We start from the raw sequence: 24,480 nt of genomic DNA on the forward strand, positions 1-24,480 counted from the left end.
CCCGTCCTTAAAAGACGGGCCCGACGCCCATCCCACAAACTTGTGGAAGTTATTTAATTCTCATTCCTTAAGAAACAGTTTTCAGCATCGCCCTAGCTTCCTCAATATTTTCGGCAACCAATTTGCCCGACTCGATAAAGGCAGATTTTTCGGTATCGCTGAGTTCGAGTTCGACTACTTGTTCGACTCCCTGAGAGCCCAAGCGGCAGGGAACTCCTAAAAAGATATCTTGCACGCCGTATTCGCCGTGCAAATAAACGCAGCAAGGCAAAAGTTTGGACAGATTAAATAAAATAGATTCTACCATCAAACAGACAGAAGATGCGGGTGCAAAATAAGCACTACCTGTCTTCATCAATTCTACAATTTCTGCGCCGCCGTGGCGAGTCCGCTGTACGAGTCGATCGATCGCGCCAGCATCCATAAGTTGATTGATGGGAATACCGTTGACAGTAGAATAGCGGGGCAAAGGAACCATCAAATCGCCGTGAGAACCGATGACAGTTGCATTGATGTCAGCATTTGAAACGCCCAATTCCATTGCAATAAAAGTTTGAAAGCGGGCGGAGTCGAGAACTCCCCCCATCCCCATAACTCGGTGTTTGGGCAAATCCGCAGCTTCCCAAGCTAAATAAGTCATGATATCTAGGGGATTTGTGACTGTGATTAAGATTGCTTCGGGAGAATGCTCGATCGCCTGTTTTGTAGCTTCGGTGACAATTCTAGCATTGATTTTAATTAAATCTTCCCGATTGATACCGGGTTTGCGCGGCACTCCGGCGGCAATTACTATGATATTTGAGTTTGCCGTATCTGTATAATTATTTGTACCGACAATTTGGCGATCGTGGCGTTCCACTCCCCTTGCTTCCATCAAATCCAAAGCAACGCCTTGGGGCCAACCCTCCACAATATCTAGCAATACTACATCTGCCAGATTTTTCTCAGCAATTCGCTGGGCTAAGGTACTTCCGACTTTGCCTGCACCAATAATTGATACGCGGTTTGATGGAGAATTCATTGGATTTTAGATTTTAGATTTTAGATTTTAGATTTTAGATTTTAGCAATCAGCTTAATTGGGGAAAGGTGCCCGGTGTGCACCCTTCGCTACATCAAGAACAGTGATGTTTAGTTTTGGTGAGTTACTGAAAATCTTCGAGTTGGTCTACCCGCAGCCAAATATTGGGGGTGGGAACTTTGCCAAATTTGACGAAGGCATAGTCGCCGCGAACATCCATCACTTCGCCCTTTGTTTCAAATATATAAGAGGAAAAGCGCTGGTCGCTGGCTTTGGCTTCTAGACTGTTTTCCAATTTTTCGCGTACAGCGCGAACTATGCTGCCTTTCTTGATTGCCATAACTTGCTTGGTTTAGTTTAAAAAACTATACAAATTTTAATCTAGATTTGGCTGCAAAGTCACTCGGCGATTGAAATCGCTACTAAGGAATGAGAATTAAATAACTTCCACAAGATTGTGGGATGGGCCTAAGAGCCCTCCCACAAGGACGGGCGGGACGCCCATCCCACAATAACAATTAAAATTTTAAGTTATTTAATTCGGGATCCTAAACAAACGAAGTCACTCCAAGCTGACTAAGGAATAAAGGAGTGCGATTCGTGGGGTACATCTAAAATCTAAAATCTCAAGCCAAAAATCCATTAACTGATTCCTATGTCTGACATAGGGGGCAAAAATGAGTCGATCGCCCTGCTAATTTTATACGTTCGATGGTTGCGGAGCAAGTGCGACAGGGTTGGCCGGCGCGATTGTACACCCAAGCGACACCGCCGTAGTTGCCGTTGACACCTTGGACGTTGAGAAAATTGCTAAAAGTGGTGCCACCGGAGGCGATCGCCTTCTGTAAAACTTGAATAATAGCTGTATGGATGCGCCCAATTTGCTCTGCGGTCAAATCCGCGCACAGAGTTGTCGGCATCACTCCCGACAAAAACAAAGTTTCGTCTGCGTAAATATTTCCCAAACCAGCTATCAGTGACTGGTCTAGCAAAGCTGTTTTAATTGGTCGCGCCCGCCGGTGCAGCTTGCGGGTCAAATATTCTGTTGTAAATTCGTCTGAAAACGGTTCTGGGCCTAAGAGTTTCAAACCGGTGACGGTACTCGAAACCTCGGTTTCTGGTGGCACGTACCACATTTGCCCGAAGGTGCGCTGGTCTACAAACCGCAATTCTTGGTTTCCTTCAAAAAACAGTCGCACTCGCGCGTGTTTTTGCAGGGTATCGGATCGGTTCACCCACAGCAGTTGTCCGGTCATCCGCAGGTGAACGCCCAACCAGCCGGCTTTTGAAGGAACGAGGAAGGAAGAAGGAAGAGTGGAAGAACTTGGAGTTTGATTCCTACATTCTCCCCCTTTCCCTTTTTCCCTTTCTCCTTCTGGGTATTGAGATAGTTCTGCCAGGAGGTATTTGCCGCGTCTGTACCAGCGGGCGATCGACTTTCCTTTGAGTTTTGTCAAAAAATCGGCCGCAGAGATTGAGCGGGCGATCGTGCTGTTTAGCAACACGTCGCCGCCCAACATTTCTCGATCGAGGGTTGCTTGATTCAAACCCCGGCAAATAGTTTCAACTTCTGGCAGTTCTGGCACAATTAGCGTTGTTCTGTTCCTTGATTTGGCGAACCTTCGACGCTGCCCGGAACTTCGGCACCGGGTTTGCTGTCGGTTGAGGTTTTCGGCTGCTGGGGGGCTCCTCCGCTGCCGGTTTTCCGGGTTTTCTCGTCCAGCGTGGTTTGTTTGCCGCCGGAAGCTACTGGAGTCCCTGTTTTCGCTTTTGCTTTGGGTGCTGACACTTCCACTAATTCGCTTTGGGCGTAGTTGTTCGTGTTGACGCCTGCATAATTTACGCTGTTAAAGCGAACGATAACTGGGTATTTAATGCCGCTTTGGTCTACCGTAGCAACGGTGCCCACTTCTTGATACCAGAAGGATTCTTTGCGGAGAATCCGAACTGTAGAACCGCGTTGAACCATGAGCTTTGTTTCCTTTGCGATGAATAAACGGATAAAGCCATTTTTTTTACTCTAGTCGATCGCGCGACGCATTTGAAGTCTGCAAGGAAATTTTTACCTGTCGCGCCGTTTTTTGGTCGGCTGTTTGTAAAGAAAAGTAAATACTTTGCTAGGGCGATCGCTGGGGTTGCAAAATAAATAAACAGACATTATCCGTTAAATACAAGCTGTGCGATCGGATATATAAAAAACTTTACAAATTGTTGTGGGGTGGCGAGTTTGTTACGGACCTGTGAGGAAGTTGTTGGGGCCGTTAGGTTGTTGCGGGGGCCGCCAGGGGTTTAAAACCCCTGTCTCATAGCTAAAGTCGTCTAAACACGACTGAATATACAATTGTATTTTTGGGGCGGGCAGATTGTATTTTTGGGGCGGGCAGATTGTATTTTGGGGCGGGCAGATTGTATTTTGGGGCGGGCAGATTGTATTTTGGGGCGGGCAGATTGTATTTTGGGGCGGGCGAGACGCCCACCCCACAATAAAATTTAGTGATTGTGGAACAGGCCGGAAAGCCTGTTCCTAAGAATGGTGAAAGATGTGAGATTAATTAACGTTGTTTTTAATTATATTGTCGCGCTAAAGTATTGCAAAGTGCGGGGAATATTTAAAGTATGTCGTTAGTTGATTTAGCTAATACTAAAGTTAGGGTTCTTGGATGGAGTGCGGTGATGGGTGTTGCGCCAATGATTGCCAGCGCGATCGCCAATCCGGGTGTGACAGCAGGATTGGGTATGATGGCTAATCCCGTCGTTGGCGGCATTTCGATTTTAGCAACGATCGCGGGCGGTATCGCGGCGAATATGGCGGCTAACGATTTGGGAAATCTGATGACCGAAAAGTTGGCAAAAAATCCGAATATTCTTGACAATCACGATTTGATTCAGGCGGCGAGTGAGGCGATCGCCTATATTTTGAAAGATGTTGCTTCGTCAGATGAATTAATTGCGATCGCCAAACGCAAAAATTCCTCTGTCAGGGATTTAGATCAATTAGCCGATCGACTTCCTGAATATTGGCAGCACATTAACACGCAAGGGGTTGATTTGTCAAGGGGTTTAAATATTTCCGAAGACCAGTTGACTCTGATTTTTTCAGCGGATGCCCAGGAGTTCGATCGAGTTACGGGATTGACACCGGAAGATTGGGCAAAATTTTTCGGGGAATTCGCCGCCAGCGAGGGGAAATCTTTCGATGCAGAAATCGTGGAATTTGTGGCGCAAAGACTCTACGAAACTTTCCCGAAAGCCTACCGCGAAGTGCTGAAACAAGATGCGGCGCAGGGAGGAGAAAAGTTTGCGGCGATGCTGTTGAACCTGCACCAAATTGCTTTGGCGGATCTCAAGGATTTGGGGCTGCAAAATGGGGAGATTCTCGATAAATTGGAGGCAGTGGCAACTCAGCAGCAGATTTGTCAAGTGATGGTAAAATTGGAATCTATGCAAAGTGAGATCCGATCCGATTTGGCGCAGGTGCGGGCATTGCTGCAAAGATATATCGATCCTGCTGCGCCGAGTTTGCCGATTTCTTTTAAGTCCGAGACGATTATTCAGGACAGAATTAAAGACTTTACCGGCCGCAAATTTGTGTTTGAAAAAATTAATGAGTTTTTGGAGAAGAATCCGAAGGGCTATTTTGTTTTAGAAGCGGAACCTGGTGTCGGGAAAAGCGCAATTATGGCAAAATGCGTGGAGATGCTGAAGCGACGCTGCGTTACTCATTTCAATTCGCGATCGGATGGGATTATCAGCGCTAAAACTTTTTTGGAAAATGCCTGCACTCAGTTAATAGAAGGCTTTAACCTCAAAGAAAAGTACCCGTATTTGCCGGAAAATGCGCTGGAAAACGGCAATTTTCTAGGGAGGTTGTTGGGGGAAGTTAGCGCTAAGTCGAGCCGAGAAAAAAAGTTAATTTTTGTGGTGGATGCGCTGGATGAAGTCGATTTGAATTTGCAAAGTAGCGGCAGCAATGTTCTATATTTGCCCAATGATTTGCCGGATAACGTTTATTTTATTGTCTCCAAGCGGCCGGATTTTCTGCCGATGCCGACAGGAAACCGCAAAGTTTTTGATTTGATGGAGTACAGCGCCGAAAGTTTGGCTGATGTCCAGGCTTATCTGGCAAAACGTACCGATAAAAGCGAGTCTATTCAGAATTGGATTGAGCGTCAGAGTTTGCAGCGGGAAGAGTTTGTGACGGCGGTAGCCCAGAAAAGCGAAAAGAAATTTATCTACCTCCGCTACATCCTCGATGAGATTGAAGGCGGTACTTACAATGATGTGAGTTTAAATGATTTACCAGCGGGCTTGCAGGAATATTATCAAAAACACTGGGGACAGATGATGGGCAGGGAAGACGATCTTCTGCTGGAATTGAAGGTTAGAATTATCTACTTTCTGTCGCAAGCAGAGGAACCAGTTTCTGGTCGCTGGTTGGCTAAATCGGCCGGCGAAAATAATGTTATGAAAGTACAGCAGGTACTCGGAAAATGGAATTCGTTTTTGCGACAGGAGAAAGTAGGAAGGGAAACTCGATACACTATCTATCACAACAGTTTTCGGCAGTTTCTCGAAGCAGATGAAACTGTGCAGTCGGCGGGTATAACACTGGAAGATATTAACGATGATATTAGCGATAAATTTGCAGGAGGAGCGCCGATATGAGCGATTTAGGTGTGTGGTTGGCGCAGCAGTGTCAGGAAGATCGAGATTTGCTGTTGAAATACCAACCGAAGAGATTTGCGAAACGGGGGAAGGTTGACCGTTATTGTGCTTGGTTGACGGATTTCGGTTTTATTCAGATGAAACTGGAATTGTTGGGGGTGCAAGCGTTAATTGAGGATTACGATTTAGCGAGAATTTCTGATGTGTTGTTGTCCCAGGAGCAAAGTCAAACTCTGAGATTGATTCAAGGGGCAATTCGCAAGTCGGCGCACGTTTTGGAAAGGGATAAAACGCAACTGGCAGGGCAATTGTTGGGGAGGTTACTACCTCATGAAGTGACTAGAGTTGTACATAAATCTAAGTATTTTTGGGAGTATTTACCATTGATTGGTAGGTTTACCCCCCGTAAACCTGTCAAAAAAGTGACGGAAAAAATCTCGTCACCTGATGACATTCAAGCCATTTTGGAACAAGCAAAGCAGTGGAAAGATAGTCCTTGGCTGCGGCCTTTGAAGGCTAATTTAGAACGGGCAAATGAAGGAGCAGTGCGGACGCTTGTCGGTCATAGTGACGCGGTACGGGCAGTGGCGATCGCACCCGACGGCCTCACAGCTATTTCCGCTTCAGAGGATAATACCCTGAAAATCTGGGACACCGAGACAGGCTCGGAACTCAAAACTCTCATCGGTCATAGTGACGCGGTACGGGCAGTGGCGATCGCACCCGACGGCCTCACAGCGATTTCCGCTTCAGAGGATAATACCCTGAAAATCTGGGACACCGAGACAGGCTCGGAACTCAAAACTCTCACCGGTCATACTAGGGGGGTAAATGCAGTAGCGATCGCAACCGACGGCTTCACAGCTATTTCTGCTTCACAGGATAATACCCTGAAAATCTGGGACACCGAGACAGGCTCGGAACTCAAAACTCTCACCGGTCATACTGGCTCGGTAAATGCAGTGGCGATCGCACCAGACGGAAAAATAGCCATTTCCGCTTCAAATGATAGTACCCTGAAAATTTGGGACACCGAGACAGGCTCGGAACTCAAAACTCTCACGGGTCATAGTTCCTGGGTACTCAAAACTCTCACCGGTCATGATGGTTCCTGGGTATATGCAGTGGCGATCGCACCCGACGGTAAAACAGCGATTTCCGCTTCAAGTGATAGTACCCTGAAAATCTGGGACACCGAGACCAACTCGGAACTCAAAACTCTCAACAGTCATAGTGGCTCGGTATATGCAGTGGCGATCGCACCCGACGGAAAAACAGCGATTGTAGCTTCACAGGATAGTACCCTGAAAATCTGGGACACCGAGACAGGCTCGGAACTCAAAACTCTTATCGGTCATACTGGCTCGGTAAATGCAGTGGCGATCGCGCCCGACGGCCTCACAGCGATTTCCGCTTCAAAGGATAAAACCCTCAAAATCTGGGACACCGAGACAGGCTCGGAACTTAAAACTCTCACCGGTCATAGTAGCTGGGTAGGTCCAGTGGCGATCGCGCCCGACGGCCTCACAGCGATTTCCGCTTCAGCTGATTACACACTGAAAATCTGGGACACCGAGACAGGCTCGGAACTCAAAACTCTCACCGGTTATAGTGAATTGGTAAAGGCAGTGGCGATCGCCTCCGACGGAAAAACAGCGATTTCCGCTTCAGGAAAAACAGTGTTTTCCCTTCCAGATAATACCCTGAAAATCTGGGACACCGAGACAGGCTCGGAACGCAAAACTCTCACGGGTCATAGTGAACCGGTAACAGCAGTGGCGATCGCACCCGACGGTAAAACAGCGATTTCCGCTTCAGAGGATAATACCCTGAAAATCTGGGACACCGAGACAGGCTCGGAACTCAAAACTCTCACCGGTCATACTAGGGAGGTAAATGCAGTGGCGATCGCACCCGACGGTAAAACAGCGATTTCCGTTTCTTGGGAAACCCTGAAAATCTGGGACACCGAGACAGGCTCGGAACTCAAAACTCTCACGGGTCATAGTGAACCGGTATATCCAGTGGCGATCGCACCCGACGGTAAAACAGCGATTTCCGCTTCAATAGATAATAATACCCTGAGAATCTGGGATTTGCTTAAGGGCAAAGTGATCGCTAGTTTCAGCGGAGAAGATAGGTTCAATTGTTGTGCAATTTTGCCCGATGGAGTGACAGTTGTAGCGGGGGATGACTTGGGCCGGGTGCATTTCCTGCGATTGGAGGGAGTTAGCGGCGGGCGATAATCGAATTTTTGTGTTTGTAGGGGCGCTCTCAAATAGAGAATGAGAGCAATGGAGTTTTTAAATGCCTGCTAAAGATATTTTTCACGATACTGTCAAAGCTGCTTTACAAAAAGATGGATCGATAGTTATTCGTGAAAAATTTCGGGTGCAAGTCGATGAAGAAGGTCTAGCCATGTTTATCGATATGACCGCCGAAGAATTGAGCGGTGCAGAAAAAGAAGGTCGCAAAATAGCTGTCGAAGTTAAGAGCTTTCAAGACCGATCCGACTTCTATCAATTTCATGGTGCTCTCGGTCAATTTCTCAACTGTCGATCTGCATAGAGAGATATTATGCCAGATTTTATAGTATATTTAGCAGTTCCTTTAGAAACCTAGTGTCCTCTTTTGCCGCTATGATATTGAAAATTTGATAAACAAAACTCACGCATTTTTCCCAAAGAAACCGGGTTTTTTACCTAATCTGTGGACGACAACGAAAGATTTTGCTAAAAAACCCGGTTTCTGAGCACCGGTGCGTCCAGGACTGATAAATTAATGACAGATAAGATCGATCGACCATTCGCAACAGTAATACTCGCGATTAGTGCCGACGGTAAAATTGCAGATGCAGTGCGATCGCCCGCGAGATTCGGTTCTGCCAACGACAAAGCCCACCTCGAACAGCAAGTAGCAGCAAGCGACGCGGTTTTGTTCGGCAACGGCACTTTACAGGCTTATGGGACGACGATGAGAGTGATTTCGCCGGAATTGCTCAAACAGAGGGAACTGCAAGGGAAGCCCGCACAACCGGTGCAAATTGTATGTTCGCGATCGGCCCAATTTGACCCAAACTTGCGATTTTTCCAGCAACCGGTGCCTCGCTGGCTGCTGACGGGGCAAGACGGTAGGGAAACGGCATTGCCGTCTCCTCTCAAGAACGGGCAAGATGCCCGTTCCACAAGAGATGAATTTTCTAGTGGCACAGGCATCTTGCCTGTCGATCGAAGGCTTATTGAGAAGGGTGCAACATCTCTCAATAACGGGCAAGATGCCCGTTCCACAAGAGATGCCCGTTCCACAAGAGATGAATTTTCTAGTGGAACAGGCATCTTGCCTGTTCATAAAAAGCTTATTGAGAATGGTGCAACATCTCTCAATAACGGGCAAGATGCCCGTTCCACAAGAGATGCCCGTTCCACAAGAGATGCCCGTTCCACAAGAGATGAATTTTCTAGTGGAACAGGCATCTTGCCTGTTCATAAAAGGCTTATTGAGAATGGTGCAACATCTCAATTCGATCGAATTATCTATGCGAAAACCGCAGGTGGAGAGATTGATTGGATTGATGCGTTTCAACAGTTAGCAAACTTCGGTATCAAACGCTTGGCGATTCTGGGCGGGGGAAAACTGGTAGCGTCTGTGCTGGCTGCAGGCTTGGTAGACGAACTTTGGCTGACGGTGTGCCCGCTAATTTTGGGCGGGGCGGATGCACCGACACCAGTGGAGGGAGAAGGTTTTTTGGCGGATTTAGCTCCAAAATTGGAACTTTTGGCGGTTAAACAGGTGGGACAAGAGGTATTTTTGCATTATAGATTCGGGGCGGGCTAGAAGCCCAACCCCTAGTCCCCACAAGAGTTGTGTGGCACAGGCATCTTGGGTGGCACAGGCATCTTGCCTGTGGCGGGCTAGAAGTGTCCAACCCCTACTCCCCACAAGAGTTGTGTGGCACAGGCATCTTGCCTGTGGCGAGTAATTACACAAGCAGGGGAGATTGTATTAACTTAAATGAATCCCCACACAGAGATGTTACTATTTTGATGGCTGGGGAGAAGCGCTGCACACTAGAGCCCGGGTCTTCAGCCACCCAGCAGTCCTCCCTACCAGGGATTGAAAAAAGATAGTGTTTGCACCTTTAATATTTCACCGTTAGCGGCAAGCTTTTCACGCCTAATTCTGCGATCGACGCGAGCCGATCGCACAACCGGCGCCATCCAAACTCCCGAACCACGCCAATACAGCCAGCAGTACCCGGTTGATTGGCGTCAAAGTGAATTCCTAACTCTGCCCGAATACCTTTACTGGAGACTACAGGATCGGGAGTGATATGAAAAAATAAGCCCTCCACGCCGCGCGTGTCGAGCCAATAGCCCTCAGTTGGTATTTCGTACTCGCCGGCAGGGATTGGGCCTTTTCCGCGCACCCACTCATCACCAGGGCGCTGATAATCCGCGCAGCCGGAAGTGGCTAGATAGTCGATCGCTTGCCCGTTAGGATAAACAAGTTGCAAATTCCCATGGATTAGCTCTGGCGATTGAGCTAATGGCATCGTAAAAATTAAATGATGTTGATTCATTTTAATCTGTCTCTTAATTGGTCTATTAGTAATTGCATTTCCGCAAGTGTTTTGCGTCCTGATACTAAATCATGCAGACTAGCAATTGTCATCCCTTGTATATATCCGTGTTCTTTACAAAGGCTTTCATAACATTGCAACAATTGCAGCCGACTAACTTTATTGTTGCTTAACAATTGGTTAGCTTCGTGGATAGTCATTTGATCACGGCGGTGATGATTTGGGCGAGGGAACTAACAAACCTATTAGACCAGGAATAATTGCCCCCAAGACTGGGACTAAAAGTATCGGATTTTTGTCTTGAATAGCTAAAATTAGACATCCGGCACTAATCATCATTACTGACACACCTAAACTTGCAACAGTGAAGCGATAAGAGTATTTGTCCACTTAAAACCCCGTATTTTCGTTATCGTATTCCCTTAACAAATCGTCTTGGATTTCGTGAATTCCTCCGCGCACATGATATGCGTGATGGATTTTGAGGTAGTTTTGAACATCGCGAACCTCAGCTCTTTGACTTATGTACAAGCTGCGAAGTATAGTAAGTTTGCGTTGAATATTCGCTAAAAGTGCCAAAACTCCCCTAGTTACGTTCCAAAGGACAATGAGACTAATTAACGAGGTTAAAAATGTCCCAACTAACGAGATAACATCAGTAAGGTTTTTCATTATGATAAATTTAGTTTGTCTTTATCAATAAAACTATGGAACCTCAATTTGAACCCTTGGACAGCGAAAATCACGTGTTTTGCGTATTAGAACCGCAAGCAACTCTTCATGCTCGCAGCGATAAAACTTATACAACCCATGATTTTCTAGAAATTATCTCAAGTTTTTTGAAAAATTACGTGTTTGCGTCAGGTTTCGATTTTTGGACAAAAATGGGTGTGCAATGCAATGTGCTTAAGGTTGGGTCAAATGGCTGGGTTAAAGGTAAAATCCGGGTCAAAATTATTTTAGAGTTTGCTCCAGACGAACCTAATGACAACGCATCTTAATTTACTTCGACTTTTAATGCGTATAACGGCTCGCTAATAATCGACCTGCGAAAAGGATAATACCTTTTAACCTGAATTTTGTAAGTTGCAAGCCCCGATGCAACATAATCGGCAAGAACTGGCAAATTTAACAAAATTCGATTTGGCGACGGATAAACAACGTTTGCTTTTTCTTCTATTGGTAATTCGCCGTCTATTCGCCAAAGTCGGCGAACCAACAACCGAGATTTAATTGATGAAATTACTCCCGTAGAAATGTAAGTTAAGCGAATCAAATCTTGGTCAATAGCGCTTTGGTTCGTTTGACGCCAAATCGTTTCATCTGGAAAAACAATTCCTAAATCGAGCCAAGCCATTCGTCGCCAAGCTCCCAAGAGTTTAAGGAATCGTCATTTTCGTTTGTCGGTTCGTCTGCGTACCCGTCAACGTATTCAACAAATTGATAAGCTTCGCCACCTAACAAATATTCTTGCAATTTGTCAGCTTTGACAAACTCTGGCAAATAATTAGGATTTTTTTGAATAAGGTGCAGAGTGTCGCAGGTTCTACTTGCCGCTTCTTGATAAAAAAACGGCAAGTTAGCAAGCGTTTCCGCAAACTCATAGTGATGCGGTAACAACAGCATTTTTTAGCCTTCATATTTGAGAGCTTCGCCAACGCCAGTCCAATCGGTTGGCAAAGTAGCGTTATCACTAATAAAGGTTTCAACACTTAATACGTTATCAACGGTTGATATTGTTCGGTAAGCTCGGGCAGGTCGCGGCAAGTTAGCGCGAACCAGCAATCTACGAAATTCTGTATCTGTATTAGGGATGGTAATGCCTAATGCTGTTGCTTCATCAGCTCCGATTTTATTGAATTGTTGAGCTGGCATTCTCCAGGCCCAGCTTAAGTTGGATGTGGTAACAACCGCTAACACACTGCCTTTGGCTGCATTACCTCCAGCAATAGCAGTTCCGAACGCTGTTGATTTTTGAATAACTTTTCCTTGGTAAACTGCACGCTTTACCATTTGCCAGCGGCGAGTTGCTAGCGCTATTTCAATTGAAGAAGTGGAACAAAGCGAAGTAATTTTTTCTCGCTTTTTTTTCAATCGCGCAGGACGGGGGCGGCCATTTCTGCCTGTGCCTACAAACACAGGTTGAGTGCCGCCGACTAAAGTTGCGGCGGGGACTTGCCCTAAATCTGAAACCTCGCTGGCATCAACGTTAGTTTTGAAAACGTAAAAAGCATTAACACCTCCAATGAGCATATTAACCGCTCGTAGCTCTCTTTCTCCGTAAATATTAGTAACTGCCATTATTGATTCTTTGAGTAGTTTTTATTACCTTGAAATTTAACTTTAACTACCCATTTATTGGGTAGTCAAAATTAGCCGATAACCGGATATACGTCTGTTACGGTGCTTTGCTGAAAACTTGTTAAAGTGTAAGTTTTTGGCCGCACTGTTTCTGTGGTAGTAGTTTGTCCGGGTGGCCAAAAAATGGTTTGTTCGTTCCCAAGTCCGACGGCAAGCGATAGCACGTCCGTGCCATTGGGGGCGGTTGCGTTAAAAGCCGCTTGAGTTGCGTTAAATGCGTCAAGCATATCAACAAGCACTTTAATTGCTTGGGCTGTACCAGGATAAGCCGTAGTATCAAGCGTAACGCCGGCTGGTAAATTGGCAGTCAACTGAGTAACGGTAATTGACATAGATTTTTATAAGAATCGCTGTGTGCTGTGCTTTTACATTAACTAGCTCAGCCTAATGCTGTCAATGGCTCAATTGCTTACTGTGAAAAGGTTTTGACTAGCAGGGTGTTATGCTCAACCCTAGGGTTGATCCGTAGCACTTACGATCAACTCGCACAAATGTAAATATTTGTAACATGAACTTAACCCTTTACCCAAAACTGAGCACTCGCAGCAAAAAAGCCTTAACTCGAAAAAATAGCCGTTGGGGAAAACCTTATAATTACAGACCTCGCGGCACTTTATTAGAACGATTAGCGCGCGAAACTAGCCAAACAGTTAACCAAGTGCGATCGCAATTAGAGAAAGAGCGAGAATATTTGCTTGCCCAAAAATATTTAACCTAACAGCGGCAAGTTAGCAGGCGCATCGTCGGGCCATAAATCAAATTCAATCCTTTGTTCTGTCCACAAATTGCCTGCAGTATCCTCCCGACCATCTAAGTCAGGCGATCGCCTTTTCCAAACCAGCACAGCCTTAGAAGGGTAAACCAAATAAGGCAGTTCGCGTCGCCGTGCCGTTGGGTCTACATACCCAGAATCGCGGGTGCCGTTTGGTAACAGTTCAGCAGTTGAGAGTTTCAACAGTTCTTTAATTTTTTGCAGTCCCTCATTTTCCGTGCTGGCGTAACATTGCATTTGATGCCCGTTGTTGAGCCGAGCATTGACTAAGCGCTGACCGCTGGTGTATTGCTTGGCTGCTAGCTTTACCTCTTCCCACGTTAGACCGCGCTTCACGTCGAACACGGTAATTTGGCGGCGGCGCGCTCTTTTACCGGATGGCATTACCCACGGCGGCGCTGTTTTCTCCTTAAATTCAATCAACAACCGCCGCTCTTGAACTCCCGGTGTGATGGTCTCGTCTACGGGCGTGCCGCTAATTAACACTCCCACATCGCGATTGCCAAGCATTTGATGAGTTGCAAGCACGTTAACAATTGTTGGTCGGAGTACAGCCTCTGGCCCGCTAAGAACAATTCGCTCATCAGGCGCTGAGCGATCGGGCGTAATTTCCACAGTGCGATCGGGCCCAAGTACCGAGGCATTTTGCATTGCTTGCTGAGCTAGCCAAGCGTCAATTCCCCCGGCAACTGCAAAACCCCCTTCGATACAGGCTTCCGAGCCTTCCTCAAACATCTCCTCTGTGAAATTGCGCCAGAAAACGTTAGGGATTGATTCAATTTTTGCCTCTACTGCTTTGGCGATCGTCCAAGATTCGCCAGTTCCCCAGTTGTCAACTGTTCCCGAACCAAGGACAGCCCGCAAACCCTTGCCAAAAACATTATTTGGGTCTTTGAGAGCGCGACGTACATCTTTGTACAGCCACAGAAAAGTTGCCTGAGCGCCCATCCTAAAACTGGCATTAATAACCTCGCTAGCAGCGTCTAGCATTTCGTCTAGTGCTTGTTCTCCGACTTCCTTTAATAAGTGAGTACCAAGCGATTGATTGAACGAAAAAATCGCCGCTGCCGGAACCACGCCGCAGCCTATCCAGCCGATCGCCCGTCCAACAGCGCCGCCCAAAATGCCGCCAAAGGAATTCCACAGCCCTTCGATTTGTTTGTCGATCGCAGTGTCCGACATATTCCAATCGAAATTGTAAATAAATTGCACACCGCCCACAATCCAGCTCCACAGCTTCGTAAAGCTAAAGGAAATTACGCTTGATATTGCTGAAATTAAGAAGTTTCCAAAACGAAGAGCGCCATTAAAAATCGCTTGCAAAAAACCCCCACTGCTTGACGTAGTAATCGCGCTCGCCGACCAAGTTCTGATTAAATTGCCACCCGTTGAAGATGAACGGATTTTGCGAGATGCTAAATCTTTTAAAATCATCCCTATTTTAGGGATTGCTTGAGCGGTTGCCATTAGTCTTTCCCCGCTTGCGCTATGTTGTCGCCAATTTGTCGAATCCGAGGGCGACGGTCTACTGTTCGACCGTAAGGGTTTTGAATATCAGTAATTCCCGCAATGGTTGTAAATCCGTTCTCCATCTTGTCAAGTGAATCTTCAAAACTTTCTGTCTGATTTGTTGGCTCGCCACCGTCTGGTTTGGTAGGATTTTTAATAGAATTGAAAAGGTCTACACTTCCCTTTAGTAACCCTAATAACTGGGCTTTTGTATCTTGTTTGGTGTCGATTCGTTGCCAGTGTACAGCGCGGATAATTGCCGCTGCTTGTAACAAATCTAAAAAAATATCGCGTAAAGTTTCTTTTTCGGTGTAGTCCATCCCCTTAAAATGGAGTTCGGATTCTGCGATTAATCCGTGTATTGTTTCAGCGCCGGGGGTGAAGCATAGAGGAATAGCAACGTCTATTTCTTCAATTTTAAAAGCCATGTATTTTATCATGGCTTTTGATGCTAAGTAACCTTTAATTGCTTCTTGCCTCGTCAATCCAGACTCAACTAGATTTTTGGTCGTGATAGCAATTAGCGCGTCTACATTCGCAGACAATGAAAGCATTTGGCCTTCTATTTCAGCAATAGATTCAGCTAAATTTGGAAATCTAAGTTTTTTGCCTTGGTCGCCTTCTTTGGTAATATCTGCATCCTTGACATTTATTTGTATTTCCCATTGTCCTAGCACTTCTTCAACGCGCCGAAATTGCCAGTCTAGCAAACTCACTAAATCTACAATCGGCACTTGGGGCGGTTCTGCGGGCTCCTCTCCCTCATTCGGCACTTCTTGAATAATAGTTGAAGGTAGTTGACCGGGGAATCTGGCGAGTCCTAATTTTTTATAAATTTCTCTTAAAAACTTGAGGTTTTCTTGACAGCAAGTATCCACTTTTTGCCTCCTTGGTGGTGGGTTTGGGAAAGGAGAAGGGGAAGGGGAAGGAGAAGGAGAAGGGGAAGGAAAACAGCTAGCGCGAACACTTGAAGGGATGGTATAATATAAAATATTTACATCGCTATAAGTATTTATATCTTTGGTCATTCCAGTTAAGCTACTGTAATTATCTTCAGCGTCATATAAATAATTTATATACTCATCGTTCCACCCAACTACAGATTCTCCGGTTGGTCGCTCAAAATCATCTACAATAGGCCGTCGTTTGTAACAAAATCCGTGCGTTCTGTAGCTATCATCTCCTAAATCGTCGTAATAACCTGTAATGCAAAAAGAAGAGCAGGTTTGCCAAGGCATAGCTTCATCTATTTGTTCAGGGGACAAAGTTCCCGGAGGAAGCGCTTGTGTTGGTGTCGGTGTTGGTGTTGGTGTTGGTTTCTCTTTAGGAAATCCTAAGCCCAAACTTAATTCGATTGGAGTAAATGGGATTTGTAGGGTAAATTCAACGCCGACATCCCCTTCGGTAGAAGAAATATTAATCCCTAACCCCCCAATTTCTCCCCCAATACTTCCGCCTATAATTTCCCCGGTATTAGCATTAATTCCTACGCCACCGCCAATACCTAATAAACCGCCTGGAAGTTCGGCACTGCCAGCAACTGAAATAGTGCCTTTTGAAGGATCGCCACTAATATCAATGCCCAACAAGGGACTAACTTCAACACCCGCGCCCAGTTCGATGCCAATGCCGCCAATATTTCCAACTTCTTGAGTAACGCCAATGCCACCGCTGGAAACTGACGGCTGAGATTTTCGCCCCATATCCACGTCGCTATCTTTACCGAGATCGATCGCACTCGAACCTCTTGTGGCGCTTGGCGACAGGGAAGATTTGCGCGAAACCCTAGACATAACTCGCTTCTACTCCGGCGATGCGACCAATGCCGCCATCAGCGATCGCCCACAACTCCCCCGTCAAAGTTTGCTCAGTTAAATTCCCTCCCCCATTGGGTGCGAGGTAAATACCCGTGCCGACAGCCACGCTGGAATTCCCAGCAATCCAAATTGGCATATTGCCAGTGTTGGTGGCGTAAAGTATCGCGCGGTTTGCGTTCGCTGTTCGGAATCGCATCGGAGAGCCTGTTGGAACATCCACCCCGTAAGGCAATGCTGCACCAATTGTTCTGATTTGTGGCTTAGCTATTAAGTCGAGGCTGTAGCGAAAATCACCCTCTAAATTGATATAGTCGCCACTTCCCAGCACCCCGTGCCCGTAATTGATAATAGAAATTCCTAAGCTGTCATCGGGACTTAATAATTTTAATTGATTGATTGTAAGATAAGGAATCACGAAAGGGATCGTTGTTTCGCGCCCCTTATTTTGCAGTCTTGCGGTTGCTAAAGTTGACCACGCGCCCGTACCTTTCCGAGCGTGAAACCTCAACCCAACAAACGGGTAATCTTCCTCTACGACAAGCATTGCAGCAATCTTCTCGGCTGCATTCATTTCGGGAAATATTTCGGGGAAAGGTGCTTGCTGATAGGAAGGTAAATAAATTGCTCCGCTGAAAGCTTCCAAATAAAAACTTTTTCCTAGGTAGTAAGAATTCGATAAAACATCGTATTCTGCAAAACTATCTGCACAATTTAATATCTCAATAATTTCTGTGCCATCGGCGGCGGTAATGGCGCGTCTAAAAGTTTTAGTGTTCTCTAATTGATTTTTTTCTGCCATTAGCTTAGAAACACCTTGCCTTCGATTACACTCCCGCCACCGGGCAAGCTAATTACTTCAATGGGAAATTCCAGCAGCGCGCTAAAAGTCGCGTTAGTTCCACCACTTGCGGCTAGCGTGTGAGTGCAGCGGGTGATTACGGTTTTATCTGGGTTAAGTTTTCGCGCGGGGTCGAGTTCCAAAAGTTTTAAGGCAATTACCCCTTCCATTGCCGCTTGAGCCAAATTGGAGGCGCTGCTAGTGCCCCCCGTACCAGAAGCAAAGGTAGAACCGGTGAGGTAATGAGTGGCTGTGTAAGAAGTATTTCCGCCTACCGTATTGCTGGCAGTCACATTTAGAATTAGGTCAATTGCAGCGGTTTTTGTTGAAAGATTAACGGTAATTGTTATTCTGTCGGTTCGTTCCGCAACTCTGGGTAAATTATTCTCTTCCTCTTCAAGCCGTGCCAGTATTCCATACACGTATCGCTCTATAGCTGCTGCACCTGTAGGTTCAGCGTGTGATGTTCCGCTGACTGAAGCGCCCGCGCCGGAAGTGTGAACCGCCATAAATATAAATTTGTATAATCCTACTTTCCCAGTTTAAGTAACAATTCATTGCCCTAAGTCGCCTTATTAAATTCTTAAGAAGTTGCTGAAATAGATAAATCAGCAACTATCGCCACTTTAAAAACAACGTGACAATAATGGTTGCGCGCGCTACGATAGAAACAGCAGCCAAAAGGTTGCTTTTATGGCATTTTCCATACACAATCAGCAACTCGTGAAAATTTGCGGCGTCGGGCAAGCCACCCCTTTAAATCCGGTAACTTTTCAACAAATCAGCAACCATTTGACCTCTGATTGCCACAAGCTATTTTTAGCTGTCGCTTGGTATACTGGCGAAAGACCGGAGGCAATATTAAGCATGGATGTAAAGCACGTCTATGAGGACGTACAGAAGCGCCAACCGCGCGACACAGTGCTTTACCCTTTGTTTAATCGCAAGGATAAACGGACTCGCGAAGTTCCGAGCAACTGGGCACTTAAACTCATGCTTGGAGCTTATGAAGCGCCAGCATCAGGGTTCCTATTCCCGTCCTTGTACCGAGCCGACAAGCATTTAAGCCGACAAGCTATGGATAAAGCCTTCCGGCGAGCTTTAAAAAAAGCAGGGTTACAAAATAAGGGATTTTCTTTATATTCAGCGCGACGAGGATTTATTACTAGACTTAATGACCAAGGTTTAGATATTAAAGTAATCCAAAGATTAACGGGACATAAAAGTATTAATTCTTTAATCCGGTATATCGATGTTACTGAAAACCAACTAAAAAATGCAATTGCCAATTTCTAATTTATGACTTTATTTAATCCCGCCCAATCGCAATCGCAACAAGTGACAAAGTTTCCCAGCAGCAGCACTCTTACAGAGTTTTCGCTGACAACATCACCTACTGTAATTCTTTCGGATCGGAGTACACCAAGCAACAGGCGTGGGTTAACTATTTTCAATGATGGAACTGCAAACGCCCTTTTTGCTTACGGCTCGACTATTTCAGCCACAAACTTTACTGCTGAATTACTACCAGGGGGATATTTTGAAGATTCACCTAGTGCTCCATGGCAAGGGCCGATAACGATGAGAAGTACGAACAGCGCAACTACCGTAAATGTTACTGAGTTAGTGATTATCTAATGCCTCTTAGAAATCCAATTACCGAGCCGCAAATACCTCGGTCGATCGCTCGCACTATTGAAACTCTTTCGATCGCTCCGCGAACTGGAGGACAAACAGGAGTAACTATAGATGCAAACACTATTATTCCCAGTGGCACACCTGTAACCATTAGGTGGATTGACGGCAACCATAACTATGTTAACTTCCCTTTTCCAACATTCTCCGGTACGATGATACAGGTTGACGCGCTGTACAATACAGTACTCGTTGGCAAATACATGATTCAATGCCTCTTGCGGCCCGACCTATCTAAAATCTACTTACGCACCCAAAATAATGGAAACTGGGGAAGTTGGACGGCAATCGAATAAGCAACTATTTGCGAAGCATTTCAGCAATTTGCGCCGGCGAATTTCCGATCGCCAATAACGATCGCACTTCTTGCACTTTTGCCTGCGCGATCGGCGAGTCGGTGTTGCCGCCACGGATGTGAACTTGTTTTACCTTGCCGCCGTCTTTGTAAGACAGTCGGTAATACTCGCCACTTCTGGCCGTACCGCGCGGCCGGTAAGTAGAAATTGCATTAAGTGCTAAACAGTCATCGCCGGGCCTGCAATTTGATTCTCCAACGGCAGGCTCAACAGGGGTTGGAGAATCAATTTTGCCGGGCGGGGATGTTGATTCTCCAACCGCTTCAACCTGAGTATTGGTATAGGTTTCGCTGTGCGGGGATGTTGATTCTCCAACGGCAGGCTCAACAGGGGTTGGAGAATCAAAAACGCGGCCAATCTCTTCAGGATAGATGAACTCCCAGCGCTCGCTGCGCTCGTTCCAAAATTTAATGCTGCCATTAGTGGGGTGGATTGCAGCAATTTCGACAATATCCCCTTTTTTGACGTAGGACGCGGCAATCGGCTTCTTACGCAGTTTCACCCGATCGCCAATTTTGTAAGCTGGCTCCACCGCGGTGGAAGCATCAAACAGCGAAAGTTGAGTATTCATTCAAAATCTAAAATCTAATTTGTCTAGAGTGGTAGCCGATCGCCCTTGACGACAAATCGGCCAAATCCTACATATCCGTAACTACTTCAAAGCCTTCGCTCTTAAGACATTTCACAAAATCTTTTATCGTCGCTAAAACTTCGGGGTCGAGGTCTTCGTCGCAGGTTCCCTGTGGCACTAGGATGTCAGCATCGGGATTCCAGCCGAGTTCCAGCACTTTGTAAGTTTCCGAGTCTGGGTTGAACAGATTTTGCAGTTGCTTCGCCGTGTCGATCGCAATCTTGGTAAAAGTATCACCCGCAATATCTGGGTGGCGGCTTGCAAATTGAATGTGGCTGATGATGGCGATGGCTGCCAGCGGTGGAAGTTCTACCGTCGCCGCTGGCAAGTCCTGCAGCGAATTCACTTCGTCGGTGTATTTCTTCAGGTTGGGGGGAGTTTTCATTGTGTCTACAAATTGTCTACTACTTGTCTACAGCCGATCGCCCTTGACGACAAATCGCCCTTGACGACAAATCGGCGATTATTGCAGTGCTACAGATAAACGCAGCTCTCATAGAAAGTGTATTTATCTGTAGCAGTCATTTCGCCCTTTCAGCAAATTGTCTACGCAGTTCGGCCGCTTACAGCATCTTTGAATTGCTTGCCTGCTGAGAAAGTCGGCACGGTGGTAGCGGGGATTTTCATTTCTTCCCCGGTCTTAGGGTTGCGGCCGTCGCGAGCTTTCCGCTCCCTCGCTTCCCAGCTACCAAAACCTACTAACGTTACTTTTTCACCGGCGGCGACTGCCTGAGTGATGCAATCTATCAGAGCGTTTAACAGTGCATTGGCTGCTTTCTGGGTGGTGTCTGCTTTGGTGGCGGCTAGTTCAATGAGTTCTGCTTTGTTCATAAGTGCGATCGCCCTTTAGTCATTAGTTGTTAGTCATTAGTTATTAGTAACGCAAAACCAGCACCCGACGGCGATGCTGGTTTCTGTGACTATCAGACTGTTTCTCCTAGAAGTGCAAGAATCTCTTGCTCTAGTTGATTCATTTGGTCGGTGATGTTGTTGTGATGCTCTTCTGCCGCCTTCAATCTATTCTTAAGTCTTTCTTCATGAGCTTCAACGTAAGCCAGGTGAGACCGCTGCAGTACCCTCAACTGGCTTAATATTTTCCCAAGATTTGCTTTTCCTCCGTCGATAGGGTCTTCCGTGCTTCTATGTAGCCACGTGCTATCGCCTTCAGGAACTCCGTCCGAGACTTCATCCCCAGTGCTCTTGCTTTGCTCTTCAGCGCCTCCCAATCCTCCTCGTCGAGGCGGACTGTTGCGTTTATCGTCTTCTTTTCCTGATTTTGCATAGTTTTTAGCCATATAAGACCTTCCCCACTAATTGTACGTGCTAGTCTTGACAGTTATTTTAGCACGTGTAATGATGCTATCATGATTGCACGTACAAATGCACCGTGCATACCCCAAACGAATCGGGCGGGACTGCATACCCGCCCTTTCCCCAAAACCTATGTACACCCTGGAACAGCTACAACAGAAAAATCTCAAGGAATTGAAGGAAATCGGCTGGCAACTGAATGTGGTACCAGAAGGCGACAGACGATGCCGCCAAAACTGGATAGATGCACTCATCGGCGTGCAGCCCCCGCTGCTGCAACTGCTGGAAGATTCCCCCGGTGTCGAACCGGTTCAGGAGGCGATCGAAATTCAACGCCAGGAGCCATTGCTCGAATCTTCCCCGTCAGCGCTTGTGTGTCCGTTTTGTAACGCTGCTCACGCTTTGTACACCACAAGAGACTGCTTGGACAAGCCGATAATTCGCTGCTTGCACTGCAATTACTGTCGGATCAAGCACTACCCCGGCCCAATCCTACTTGAAGCCCAGGAGCCGCCAATCCATAGGCCGGAAACAAAAGACGGCATTGACTTACAGGATTTCACAGTCCAAGTCCAAGAGCCGCCGATCGAGTCCAAGTTTGGTCGCATCGTTTATCCCAAGGCGTCCATTAAGCCGATCGCACAAAATGCAGAAACTAAACCCCAACTCGACAGAACAGAAAGTGCTGATGTACATAACTGGCGCTCTCATCCCGCCGAATCAGTTCGAGATAGCAGCGGCGCTAAAGCTGAAGCACTGGGAAGCGAAGAAGGCGATCGAGTATTGGCGCTGGCTGGGAATAGTGAAGCAGTTCGAGGGGGAGTTTTATCCCATCAGCCAACTGAACTAGCGGCCACATTCAATGACGAACAGCCCCCCAACCGTGGTGAGGGCAAAGGACGGATTGAGCCAAAAGTGAGCCAAAGTGCGATCGTACCAGCGGCCAAAAATCACCTCGATATTGAAAAAGTTGATCCAAATCCGATCTTGACAGGGGTTACTTTTTCCGAGAGGTTTCTCGCTCGCTATTCCCCACCACAGCCTGAATCTATTCGGTTTCATGCTGATTCTGAAGGCCAGCTAAACTTGCTCGATTTTGAAGTCCCAGTGGTAGACGAACCGCCAGACCCGAATGATTTTGAATCCCTCGATGCGTTCCGCGAGGCGATCGCACTTTGGGACGCCGAACACCCCGAACCGCTAGAAATTTCCCTCGATTCCTTCTGCGAGTGGGCCCCTTGCCCCGATGACTGGTACGAACCGGAACCGTCCGAAGTGTCGGAACATTCACCAGCTCCCGAAAGTTCCATCACTTGCAACTTTTCAATTCCCACATTTGACGCTTGGTGCGATCGCGCTGCGCGACAAATCGACACCGACGAACCGCCCGACACAGGGAATTTTGCCAAACTGCCAGGGCCCAAACCGCCGAAATTTCCACCGGGGGCGATCGGGTCTGACACTGCCAAAAAGTCCTTAAACGCAAATCGGCATTACACCCAGCCCAATCGCAGCCAAGCGCATATTACCCACATCGCTGCTGGCAGTAGCAGTCAGTCAGGGCGATCGCCTCCGGGAGGTGATGCCATGCACTAGAAGCGGCTGCTTGCATAGAGCATTGAACATGACGAACTTATCTCCCATATCTCGTTTGTGCGATCGTCTTGACGAACGGGGCGATCGCTTCCTTAAACCATTATCAAATAGGTGAAAATCAATGACTTTTCTAAAAATTTCCGTTCCCGTTTACAAGAAAAATAACTGGGACAACCTAGAGAAAGATGGCAGGATCGAAGTTAGCAGCGATGTAGATAATCTTTCAGAGGGATATCAATCTTTGAAATCTGAAGTTGACAAACTTCTCTCAGAAGTAAACGCCGAGAACCGTTTAGCGAAAGATGTGAACGCATTAGAACTTGAAATAGAGAACAAAGCTTGGAAGCTCAAAGGAATTCTCAAAGATATCGAGAAAGCCACAGAACATTATGAAAGCCTGAAATTCTTTTTACAGAATCTGGGCGTCGATCCAATTTCGCCTAGACTGACATTTGACAAGCGATTTTTGCCACAAGATGCTTCTATTTCCGAGGTTAAAGTTATTAGCAAATCCGAGTTTTAATCATGGAAATTACCGCCGACTTCAACGACATTTACTGGGAACCCCCAGAGACAGAATTTCAACCACTCTTGGATTTTGAATCCGAAATTTCCCACGAAGTGCCCCACAACGACATTGCCGTGCTCACCCAGAGAATCAAGCGCAGCTTCCTCGACTACGTGCAGCAAGGAATCATGCTCGAAGCCGTCCGCCGCTACCGCTTATATAAACGGCAGTACAAAGATTTTGCCGAATACTGCAATCGAGCGTTAGGGCGATCGCCCTGGTACTGCAAAAAGATTATTCAAGCCGCCCAAATCTGCCTGCGACTCATCAAAGCCAAATTCAAAATCCTCCCCACCTGTGTGGCCCAAGCCCTGCCGCTGTTGAAATTTGCAAAGGTTGATGAGTACGGTGAATCTCACCTTTCTGAGAAATGGCAAACCGTTATTAACGATTACCCCCCCCAACTGATAACAGCGGCCAAGATTGCGGAAGCTCTGGATGAAAACCCAGAGGACAGAGCCAAGCAAGTCCGCATCGGCGGCAAAGCTTACCAACTGCTGCAACAGAAAGCAGCAGCAGCGGGCATGGCAGTTTCCGCCTACCTCGAAATGCTCATTGGCGGGGGTGAACCGCCCGACGAAGAACCGCCCGATGACGACGAAGAAACGGAACTGACGGCCGAAAAAGAGGAAATTTGCGATCGGGCTGAAGCCTTCGTCAAAACTGAACCCTCAGCAGGGTTTGGCAAAAATAAACCCTCAAAAAGCTATCAAAAAGCTATCAACCCGAATAGATCCGGCAAAGTGTCGGACTCATCCTAGT

At 46.7% G+C, this 24,480-nt stretch carries 29 protein-coding genes; 12 read left to right on the forward strand and 17 right to left on the reverse strand.

Annotation, left to right across the window (positions count from 1 at the left end):
- Nucleotides 1-67 precede the first annotated feature (67 nt).
- The 4 genes from mdh to QUA50_RS24290 all read right to left on the reverse strand — a co-directional run bounded on the left by mdh (nt 68) and on the right by QUA50_RS24290 (nt 2,989).
- On the reverse strand, nt 68-1,021 hold the full coding sequence (mdh, locus tag QUA50_RS24275; RefSeq protein WP_333259570.1) for a malate dehydrogenase: 954 nt from the start codon (nt 1,019-1,021) through the stop codon (nt 68-70).
- A 123-nt stretch (nt 1,022-1,144) separates the two neighbouring features.
- A complete protein-coding gene (locus QUA50_RS24280) occupies nt 1,145-1,360 on the reverse strand; it encodes an NAD(P)H-quinone oxidoreductase subunit O (protein WP_333053996.1) in 216 nt (71 codons plus the stop codon).
- Between the two features lie 313 nt (nt 1,361-1,673).
- Nucleotides 1,674-2,606 (reverse strand): DNA-formamidopyrimidine glycosylase, encoded by a 933-nt coding sequence (locus QUA50_RS24285; protein ID WP_333259567.1) that lies wholly within the window; start codon nt 2,604-2,606, stop codon nt 1,674-1,676.
- Nucleotides 2,607-2,608: 2 nt separating this feature from the next.
- Nucleotides 2,609-2,989, reverse strand: coding sequence for a photosystem I reaction center subunit IV (locus QUA50_RS24290; RefSeq protein ID WP_333259564.1), 381 nt, complete (start codon nt 2,987-2,989; stop codon nt 2,609-2,611).
- Between the two features lie 647 nt (nt 2,990-3,636).
- Here QUA50_RS24290 and QUA50_RS24295 point away from each other — a divergent pair.
- The 4 genes from QUA50_RS24295 to QUA50_RS24315 all read left to right on the forward strand — a co-directional run bounded on the left by QUA50_RS24295 (nt 3,637) and on the right by QUA50_RS24315 (nt 9,519).
- Nucleotides 3,637-5,685 carry an ATP-binding protein gene (locus tag QUA50_RS24295; RefSeq protein WP_333259562.1) on the forward strand — a complete coding sequence of 683 codons (2,049 nt, stop codon included), beginning with the start codon at nt 3,637-3,639 and terminating at the stop codon, nt 5,683-5,685.
- The gene (locus QUA50_RS24300) at nt 5,682-7,931 is read left to right on the forward strand and encodes a hypothetical protein (protein WP_333298908.1); all 2,250 of its coding nucleotides are present in this window, start codon (nt 5,682-5,684) and stop codon (nt 7,929-7,931) included. The genes QUA50_RS24295 and QUA50_RS24300 overlap by 4 nt, the downstream gene beginning before the upstream one ends.
- A gap of 61 nt (nt 7,932-7,992) precedes the next feature.
- On the forward strand, nt 7,993-8,253 hold the full coding sequence (locus tag QUA50_RS24305) for an element excision factor XisH family protein (protein ID WP_333259556.1): 261 nt from the start codon (nt 7,993-7,995) through the stop codon (nt 8,251-8,253).
- A gap of 213 nt (nt 8,254-8,466) precedes the next feature.
- Nucleotides 8,467-9,519 (forward strand): RibD family protein, encoded by a 1,053-nt coding sequence (locus tag QUA50_RS24315; RefSeq protein ID WP_445301932.1) that lies wholly within the window; start codon nt 8,467-8,469, stop codon nt 9,517-9,519.
- 304 nt (nt 9,520-9,823) lie between these two features.
- Here QUA50_RS24315 and QUA50_RS24320 read toward each other — a convergent pair whose 3' ends face one another.
- Nucleotides 9,824-10,264 (reverse strand): hypothetical protein, encoded by a 441-nt coding sequence (locus QUA50_RS24320; RefSeq protein ID WP_333259547.1) that lies wholly within the window; start codon nt 10,262-10,264, stop codon nt 9,824-9,826.
- Between the two features lie 707 nt (nt 10,265-10,971).
- Between QUA50_RS24320 and QUA50_RS24325 the strand changes: the two genes are divergently transcribed.
- Nucleotides 10,972-11,265, forward strand: a complete 294-nt coding sequence (locus QUA50_RS24325; protein WP_333259544.1) for a KGK domain-containing protein — start codon at nt 10,972-10,974, stop codon at nt 11,263-11,265.
- Here QUA50_RS24325 and QUA50_RS24330 read toward each other — a convergent pair.
- The 4 genes from QUA50_RS24330 to QUA50_RS24345 all read right to left on the reverse strand — a co-directional run bounded on the left by QUA50_RS24330 (nt 11,262) and on the right by QUA50_RS24345 (nt 12,957).
- A complete protein-coding gene (locus QUA50_RS24330) occupies nt 11,262-11,621 on the reverse strand; it encodes a hypothetical protein (protein WP_333259541.1) in 360 nt (119 codons plus the stop codon). The genes QUA50_RS24325 and QUA50_RS24330 overlap by 4 nt on opposite strands.
- A complete protein-coding gene (locus QUA50_RS24335; RefSeq protein WP_333259538.1) occupies nt 11,603-11,890 on the reverse strand; it encodes a hypothetical protein in 288 nt (95 codons plus the stop codon). The genes QUA50_RS24330 and QUA50_RS24335 overlap by 19 nt, the downstream gene beginning before the upstream one ends.
- Nucleotides 11,891-11,893: 3 nt before the next feature.
- A complete protein-coding gene (locus QUA50_RS24340; RefSeq protein ID WP_333259536.1) occupies nt 11,894-12,565 on the reverse strand; it encodes a hypothetical protein in 672 nt (223 codons plus the stop codon).
- A gap of 71 nt (nt 12,566-12,636) precedes the next feature.
- Nucleotides 12,637-12,957, reverse strand: coding sequence for a hypothetical protein (locus QUA50_RS24345; RefSeq protein WP_333259533.1), 321 nt, complete (start codon nt 12,955-12,957; stop codon nt 12,637-12,639).
- Between the two features lie 176 nt (nt 12,958-13,133).
- Here QUA50_RS24345 and QUA50_RS24350 point away from each other — a divergent pair, with 176 nt between their 5' ends.
- On the forward strand, nt 13,134-13,343 hold the full coding sequence (locus tag QUA50_RS24350) for a hypothetical protein (protein ID WP_333259531.1): 210 nt from the start codon (nt 13,134-13,136) through the stop codon (nt 13,341-13,343).
- On the opposite strand, the gene QUA50_RS24355 is transcribed toward QUA50_RS24350, so the two are convergent.
- Genes QUA50_RS24355 through QUA50_RS24370 form a run of 4 tightly spaced genes read right to left on the reverse strand, consistent with a single transcriptional unit; the run spans nt 13,335 to nt 18,070 of the window.
- Nucleotides 13,335-14,864: a hypothetical protein gene (locus QUA50_RS24355; RefSeq protein WP_333259528.1), complete on the reverse strand. Its 1,530-nt coding sequence runs from the start codon at nt 14,862-14,864 to the stop codon at nt 13,335-13,337. The two genes, QUA50_RS24350 and QUA50_RS24355, sit on opposite strands and share 9 nt — an antisense overlap.
- Entirely contained in the window at nt 14,864-16,699 is a 1,836-nt protein-coding gene (locus QUA50_RS24360; RefSeq protein ID WP_333259527.1) for a hypothetical protein, read from the reverse strand. Before QUA50_RS24360 ends, QUA50_RS24355 begins: the two co-directional genes overlap by 1 nt.
- Nucleotides 16,692-17,522 carry a hypothetical protein gene (locus tag QUA50_RS24365; protein WP_333234074.1) on the reverse strand — a complete coding sequence of 277 codons (831 nt, stop codon included), beginning with the start codon at nt 17,520-17,522 and terminating at the stop codon, nt 16,692-16,694. The genes QUA50_RS24360 and QUA50_RS24365 overlap by 8 nt, the downstream gene beginning before the upstream one ends.
- Nucleotides 17,522-18,070: a hypothetical protein gene (locus tag QUA50_RS24370; protein ID WP_333234075.1), complete on the reverse strand. Its 549-nt coding sequence runs from the start codon at nt 18,068-18,070 to the stop codon at nt 17,522-17,524. Before QUA50_RS24370 ends, QUA50_RS24365 begins: the two co-directional genes overlap by 1 nt.
- A 214-nt stretch (nt 18,071-18,284) precedes the next feature.
- On the opposite strand from QUA50_RS24370, the gene QUA50_RS24375 reads away from it, so the two are divergent.
- Genes QUA50_RS24375 through QUA50_RS24385 form a run of 3 tightly spaced genes read left to right on the forward strand, consistent with a single transcriptional unit; the run spans nt 18,285 to nt 19,552 of the window.
- A complete protein-coding gene (locus QUA50_RS24375; RefSeq protein WP_333259523.1) occupies nt 18,285-18,857 on the forward strand; it encodes a tyrosine-type recombinase/integrase in 573 nt (190 codons plus the stop codon).
- A gap of 3 nt (nt 18,858-18,860) precedes the next feature.
- Nucleotides 18,861-19,199: a hypothetical protein gene (locus QUA50_RS24380; protein ID WP_333298900.1), complete on the forward strand. Its 339-nt coding sequence runs from the start codon at nt 18,861-18,863 to the stop codon at nt 19,197-19,199.
- Nucleotides 19,199-19,552 carry a hypothetical protein gene (locus QUA50_RS24385; RefSeq protein WP_333298898.1) on the forward strand — a complete coding sequence of 118 codons (354 nt, stop codon included), beginning with the start codon at nt 19,199-19,201 and terminating at the stop codon, nt 19,550-19,552. The genes QUA50_RS24380 and QUA50_RS24385 overlap by 1 nt, the downstream gene beginning before the upstream one ends.
- 4 nt (nt 19,553-19,556) lie before the next feature.
- On the opposite strand, the gene QUA50_RS24390 is transcribed toward QUA50_RS24385, so the two are convergent.
- The 4 genes from QUA50_RS24390 to QUA50_RS29315 all read right to left on the reverse strand — a co-directional run bounded on the left by QUA50_RS24390 (nt 19,557) and on the right by QUA50_RS29315 (nt 21,525).
- Nucleotides 19,557-20,183, reverse strand: coding sequence for a hypothetical protein (locus QUA50_RS24390; RefSeq protein ID WP_333259520.1), 627 nt, complete (start codon nt 20,181-20,183; stop codon nt 19,557-19,559).
- Nucleotides 20,184-20,250: 67 nt separating this feature from the next.
- Entirely contained in the window at nt 20,251-20,628 is a 378-nt protein-coding gene (locus QUA50_RS24395; RefSeq protein WP_333259518.1) for a hypothetical protein, read from the reverse strand.
- 161 nt (nt 20,629-20,789) lie between these two features.
- Nucleotides 20,790-21,074: an HU family DNA-binding protein gene (locus QUA50_RS24400; RefSeq protein WP_333259516.1), complete on the reverse strand. Its 285-nt coding sequence runs from the start codon at nt 21,072-21,074 to the stop codon at nt 20,790-20,792.
- Between the two features lie 256 nt (nt 21,075-21,330).
- On the reverse strand, nt 21,331-21,525 hold the full coding sequence (locus QUA50_RS29315) for a plasmid mobilization protein (protein ID WP_445243190.1): 195 nt from the start codon (nt 21,523-21,525) through the stop codon (nt 21,331-21,333).
- 161 nt (nt 21,526-21,686) lie between these two features.
- Between QUA50_RS29315 and QUA50_RS24410 the strand changes: the two genes are divergently transcribed.
- The 3 genes from QUA50_RS24410 (at nt 21,687) to QUA50_RS24420 (ending at nt 24,479) form a co-directional block, all read left to right on the forward strand.
- On the forward strand, nt 21,687-23,150 hold the full coding sequence (locus QUA50_RS24410) for a hypothetical protein (RefSeq protein WP_333259510.1): 1,464 nt from the start codon (nt 21,687-21,689) through the stop codon (nt 23,148-23,150).
- Nucleotides 23,151-23,271: 121 nt separating this feature from the next.
- Nucleotides 23,272-23,673, forward strand: a complete 402-nt coding sequence (locus QUA50_RS24415) for a hypothetical protein (protein ID WP_333259507.1) — start codon at nt 23,272-23,274, stop codon at nt 23,671-23,673.
- A 2-nt stretch (nt 23,674-23,675) separates the two neighbouring features.
- A complete protein-coding gene (locus tag QUA50_RS24420; RefSeq protein ID WP_333259504.1) occupies nt 23,676-24,479 on the forward strand; it encodes a hypothetical protein in 804 nt (267 codons plus the stop codon).
- Nucleotide 24,480: the final 1 nt, after the last annotated feature.

Source organism: Microcoleus sp. M2_D5 (assembly GCF_036701935.1).
GTDB lineage: Bacteria > Cyanobacteriota > Cyanobacteriia > Cyanobacteriales > Microcoleaceae > Microcoleus.

What these genes read in the sequence shown, in the direction of transcription:
- QUA50_RS29315 (WP_445243190.1), bottom strand. Translation starts at nt 21,525, where the DNA reads ATGCAAAATCAGGAAAAGAAGACGATAAACGCAACAGTCCGCCTCGAC.
- QUA50_RS24415 (WP_333259507.1), top strand. Translation starts at nt 23,272, where the DNA reads ATGACTTTTCTAAAAATTTCCGTTCCCGTTTACAAGAAAAATAACTGG.
- QUA50_RS24355 (WP_333259528.1), bottom strand. Translation starts at nt 14,864, where the DNA reads ATGGCAACCGCTCAAGCAATCCCTAAAATAGGGATGATTTTAAAAGAT.
- QUA50_RS24325 (WP_333259544.1), top strand. Translation starts at nt 10,972, where the DNA reads ATGGAACCTCAATTTGAACCCTTGGACAGCGAAAATCACGTGTTTTGC.
- QUA50_RS24320 (WP_333259547.1), bottom strand. Translation starts at nt 10,264, where the DNA reads ATGAATCAACATCATTTAATTTTTACGATGCCATTAGCTCAATCGCCA.
- QUA50_RS24315 (WP_445301932.1), top strand. Translation starts at nt 8,467, where the DNA reads ATGACAGATAAGATCGATCGACCATTCGCAACAGTAATACTCGCGATT.
- QUA50_RS24280 (WP_333053996.1), bottom strand. Translation starts at nt 1,360, where the DNA reads ATGGCAATCAAGAAAGGCAGCATAGTTCGCGCTGTACGCGAAAAATTG.
- QUA50_RS24400 (WP_333259516.1), bottom strand. Translation starts at nt 21,074, where the DNA reads ATGAACAAAGCAGAACTCATTGAACTAGCCGCCACCAAAGCAGACACC.
- QUA50_RS24350 (WP_333259531.1), top strand. Translation starts at nt 13,134, where the DNA reads ATGAACTTAACCCTTTACCCAAAACTGAGCACTCGCAGCAAAAAAGCC.
- QUA50_RS24340 (WP_333259536.1), bottom strand. Translation starts at nt 12,565, where the DNA reads ATGGCAGTTACTAATATTTACGGAGAAAGAGAGCTACGAGCGGTTAAT.
- QUA50_RS24300 (WP_333298908.1), top strand. Translation starts at nt 5,682, where the DNA reads ATGAGCGATTTAGGTGTGTGGTTGGCGCAGCAGTGTCAGGAAGATCGA.
- QUA50_RS24410 (WP_333259510.1), top strand. Translation starts at nt 21,687, where the DNA reads ATGTACACCCTGGAACAGCTACAACAGAAAAATCTCAAGGAATTGAAG.
- QUA50_RS24295 (WP_333259562.1), top strand. Translation starts at nt 3,637, where the DNA reads ATGTCGTTAGTTGATTTAGCTAATACTAAAGTTAGGGTTCTTGGATGG.
- QUA50_RS24345 (WP_333259533.1), bottom strand. Translation starts at nt 12,957, where the DNA reads ATGTCAATTACCGTTACTCAGTTGACTGCCAATTTACCAGCCGGCGTT.
- QUA50_RS24395 (WP_333259518.1), bottom strand. Translation starts at nt 20,628, where the DNA reads ATGAAAACTCCCCCCAACCTGAAGAAATACACCGACGAAGTGAATTCG.
- mdh (WP_333259570.1), bottom strand. Translation starts at nt 1,021, where the DNA reads ATGAATTCTCCATCAAACCGCGTATCAATTATTGGTGCAGGCAAAGTC.
- QUA50_RS24305 (WP_333259556.1), top strand. Translation starts at nt 7,993, where the DNA reads ATGCCTGCTAAAGATATTTTTCACGATACTGTCAAAGCTGCTTTACAA.
- QUA50_RS24390 (WP_333259520.1), bottom strand. Translation starts at nt 20,183, where the DNA reads ATGAATACTCAACTTTCGCTGTTTGATGCTTCCACCGCGGTGGAGCCA.
- QUA50_RS24365 (WP_333234074.1), bottom strand. Translation starts at nt 17,522, where the DNA reads ATGGCAGAAAAAAATCAATTAGAGAACACTAAAACTTTTAGACGCGCC.
- QUA50_RS24380 (WP_333298900.1), top strand. Translation starts at nt 18,861, where the DNA reads ATGACTTTATTTAATCCCGCCCAATCGCAATCGCAACAAGTGACAAAG.
- QUA50_RS24360 (WP_333259527.1), bottom strand. Translation starts at nt 16,699, where the DNA reads ATGTCTAGGGTTTCGCGCAAATCTTCCCTGTCGCCAAGCGCCACAAGA.
- QUA50_RS24335 (WP_333259538.1), bottom strand. Translation starts at nt 11,890, where the DNA reads ATGCTGTTGTTACCGCATCACTATGAGTTTGCGGAAACGCTTGCTAAC.
- QUA50_RS24290 (WP_333259564.1), bottom strand. Translation starts at nt 2,989, where the DNA reads ATGGTTCAACGCGGTTCTACAGTTCGGATTCTCCGCAAAGAATCCTTC.
- QUA50_RS24385 (WP_333298898.1), top strand. Translation starts at nt 19,199, where the DNA reads ATGCCTCTTAGAAATCCAATTACCGAGCCGCAAATACCTCGGTCGATC.
- QUA50_RS24420 (WP_333259504.1), top strand. Translation starts at nt 23,676, where the DNA reads ATGGAAATTACCGCCGACTTCAACGACATTTACTGGGAACCCCCAGAG.
- QUA50_RS24370 (WP_333234075.1), bottom strand. Translation starts at nt 18,070, where the DNA reads ATGGCGGTTCACACTTCCGGCGCGGGCGCTTCAGTCAGCGGAACATCA.
- QUA50_RS24330 (WP_333259541.1), bottom strand. Translation starts at nt 11,621, where the DNA reads ATGGCTTGGCTCGATTTAGGAATTGTTTTTCCAGATGAAACGATTTGG.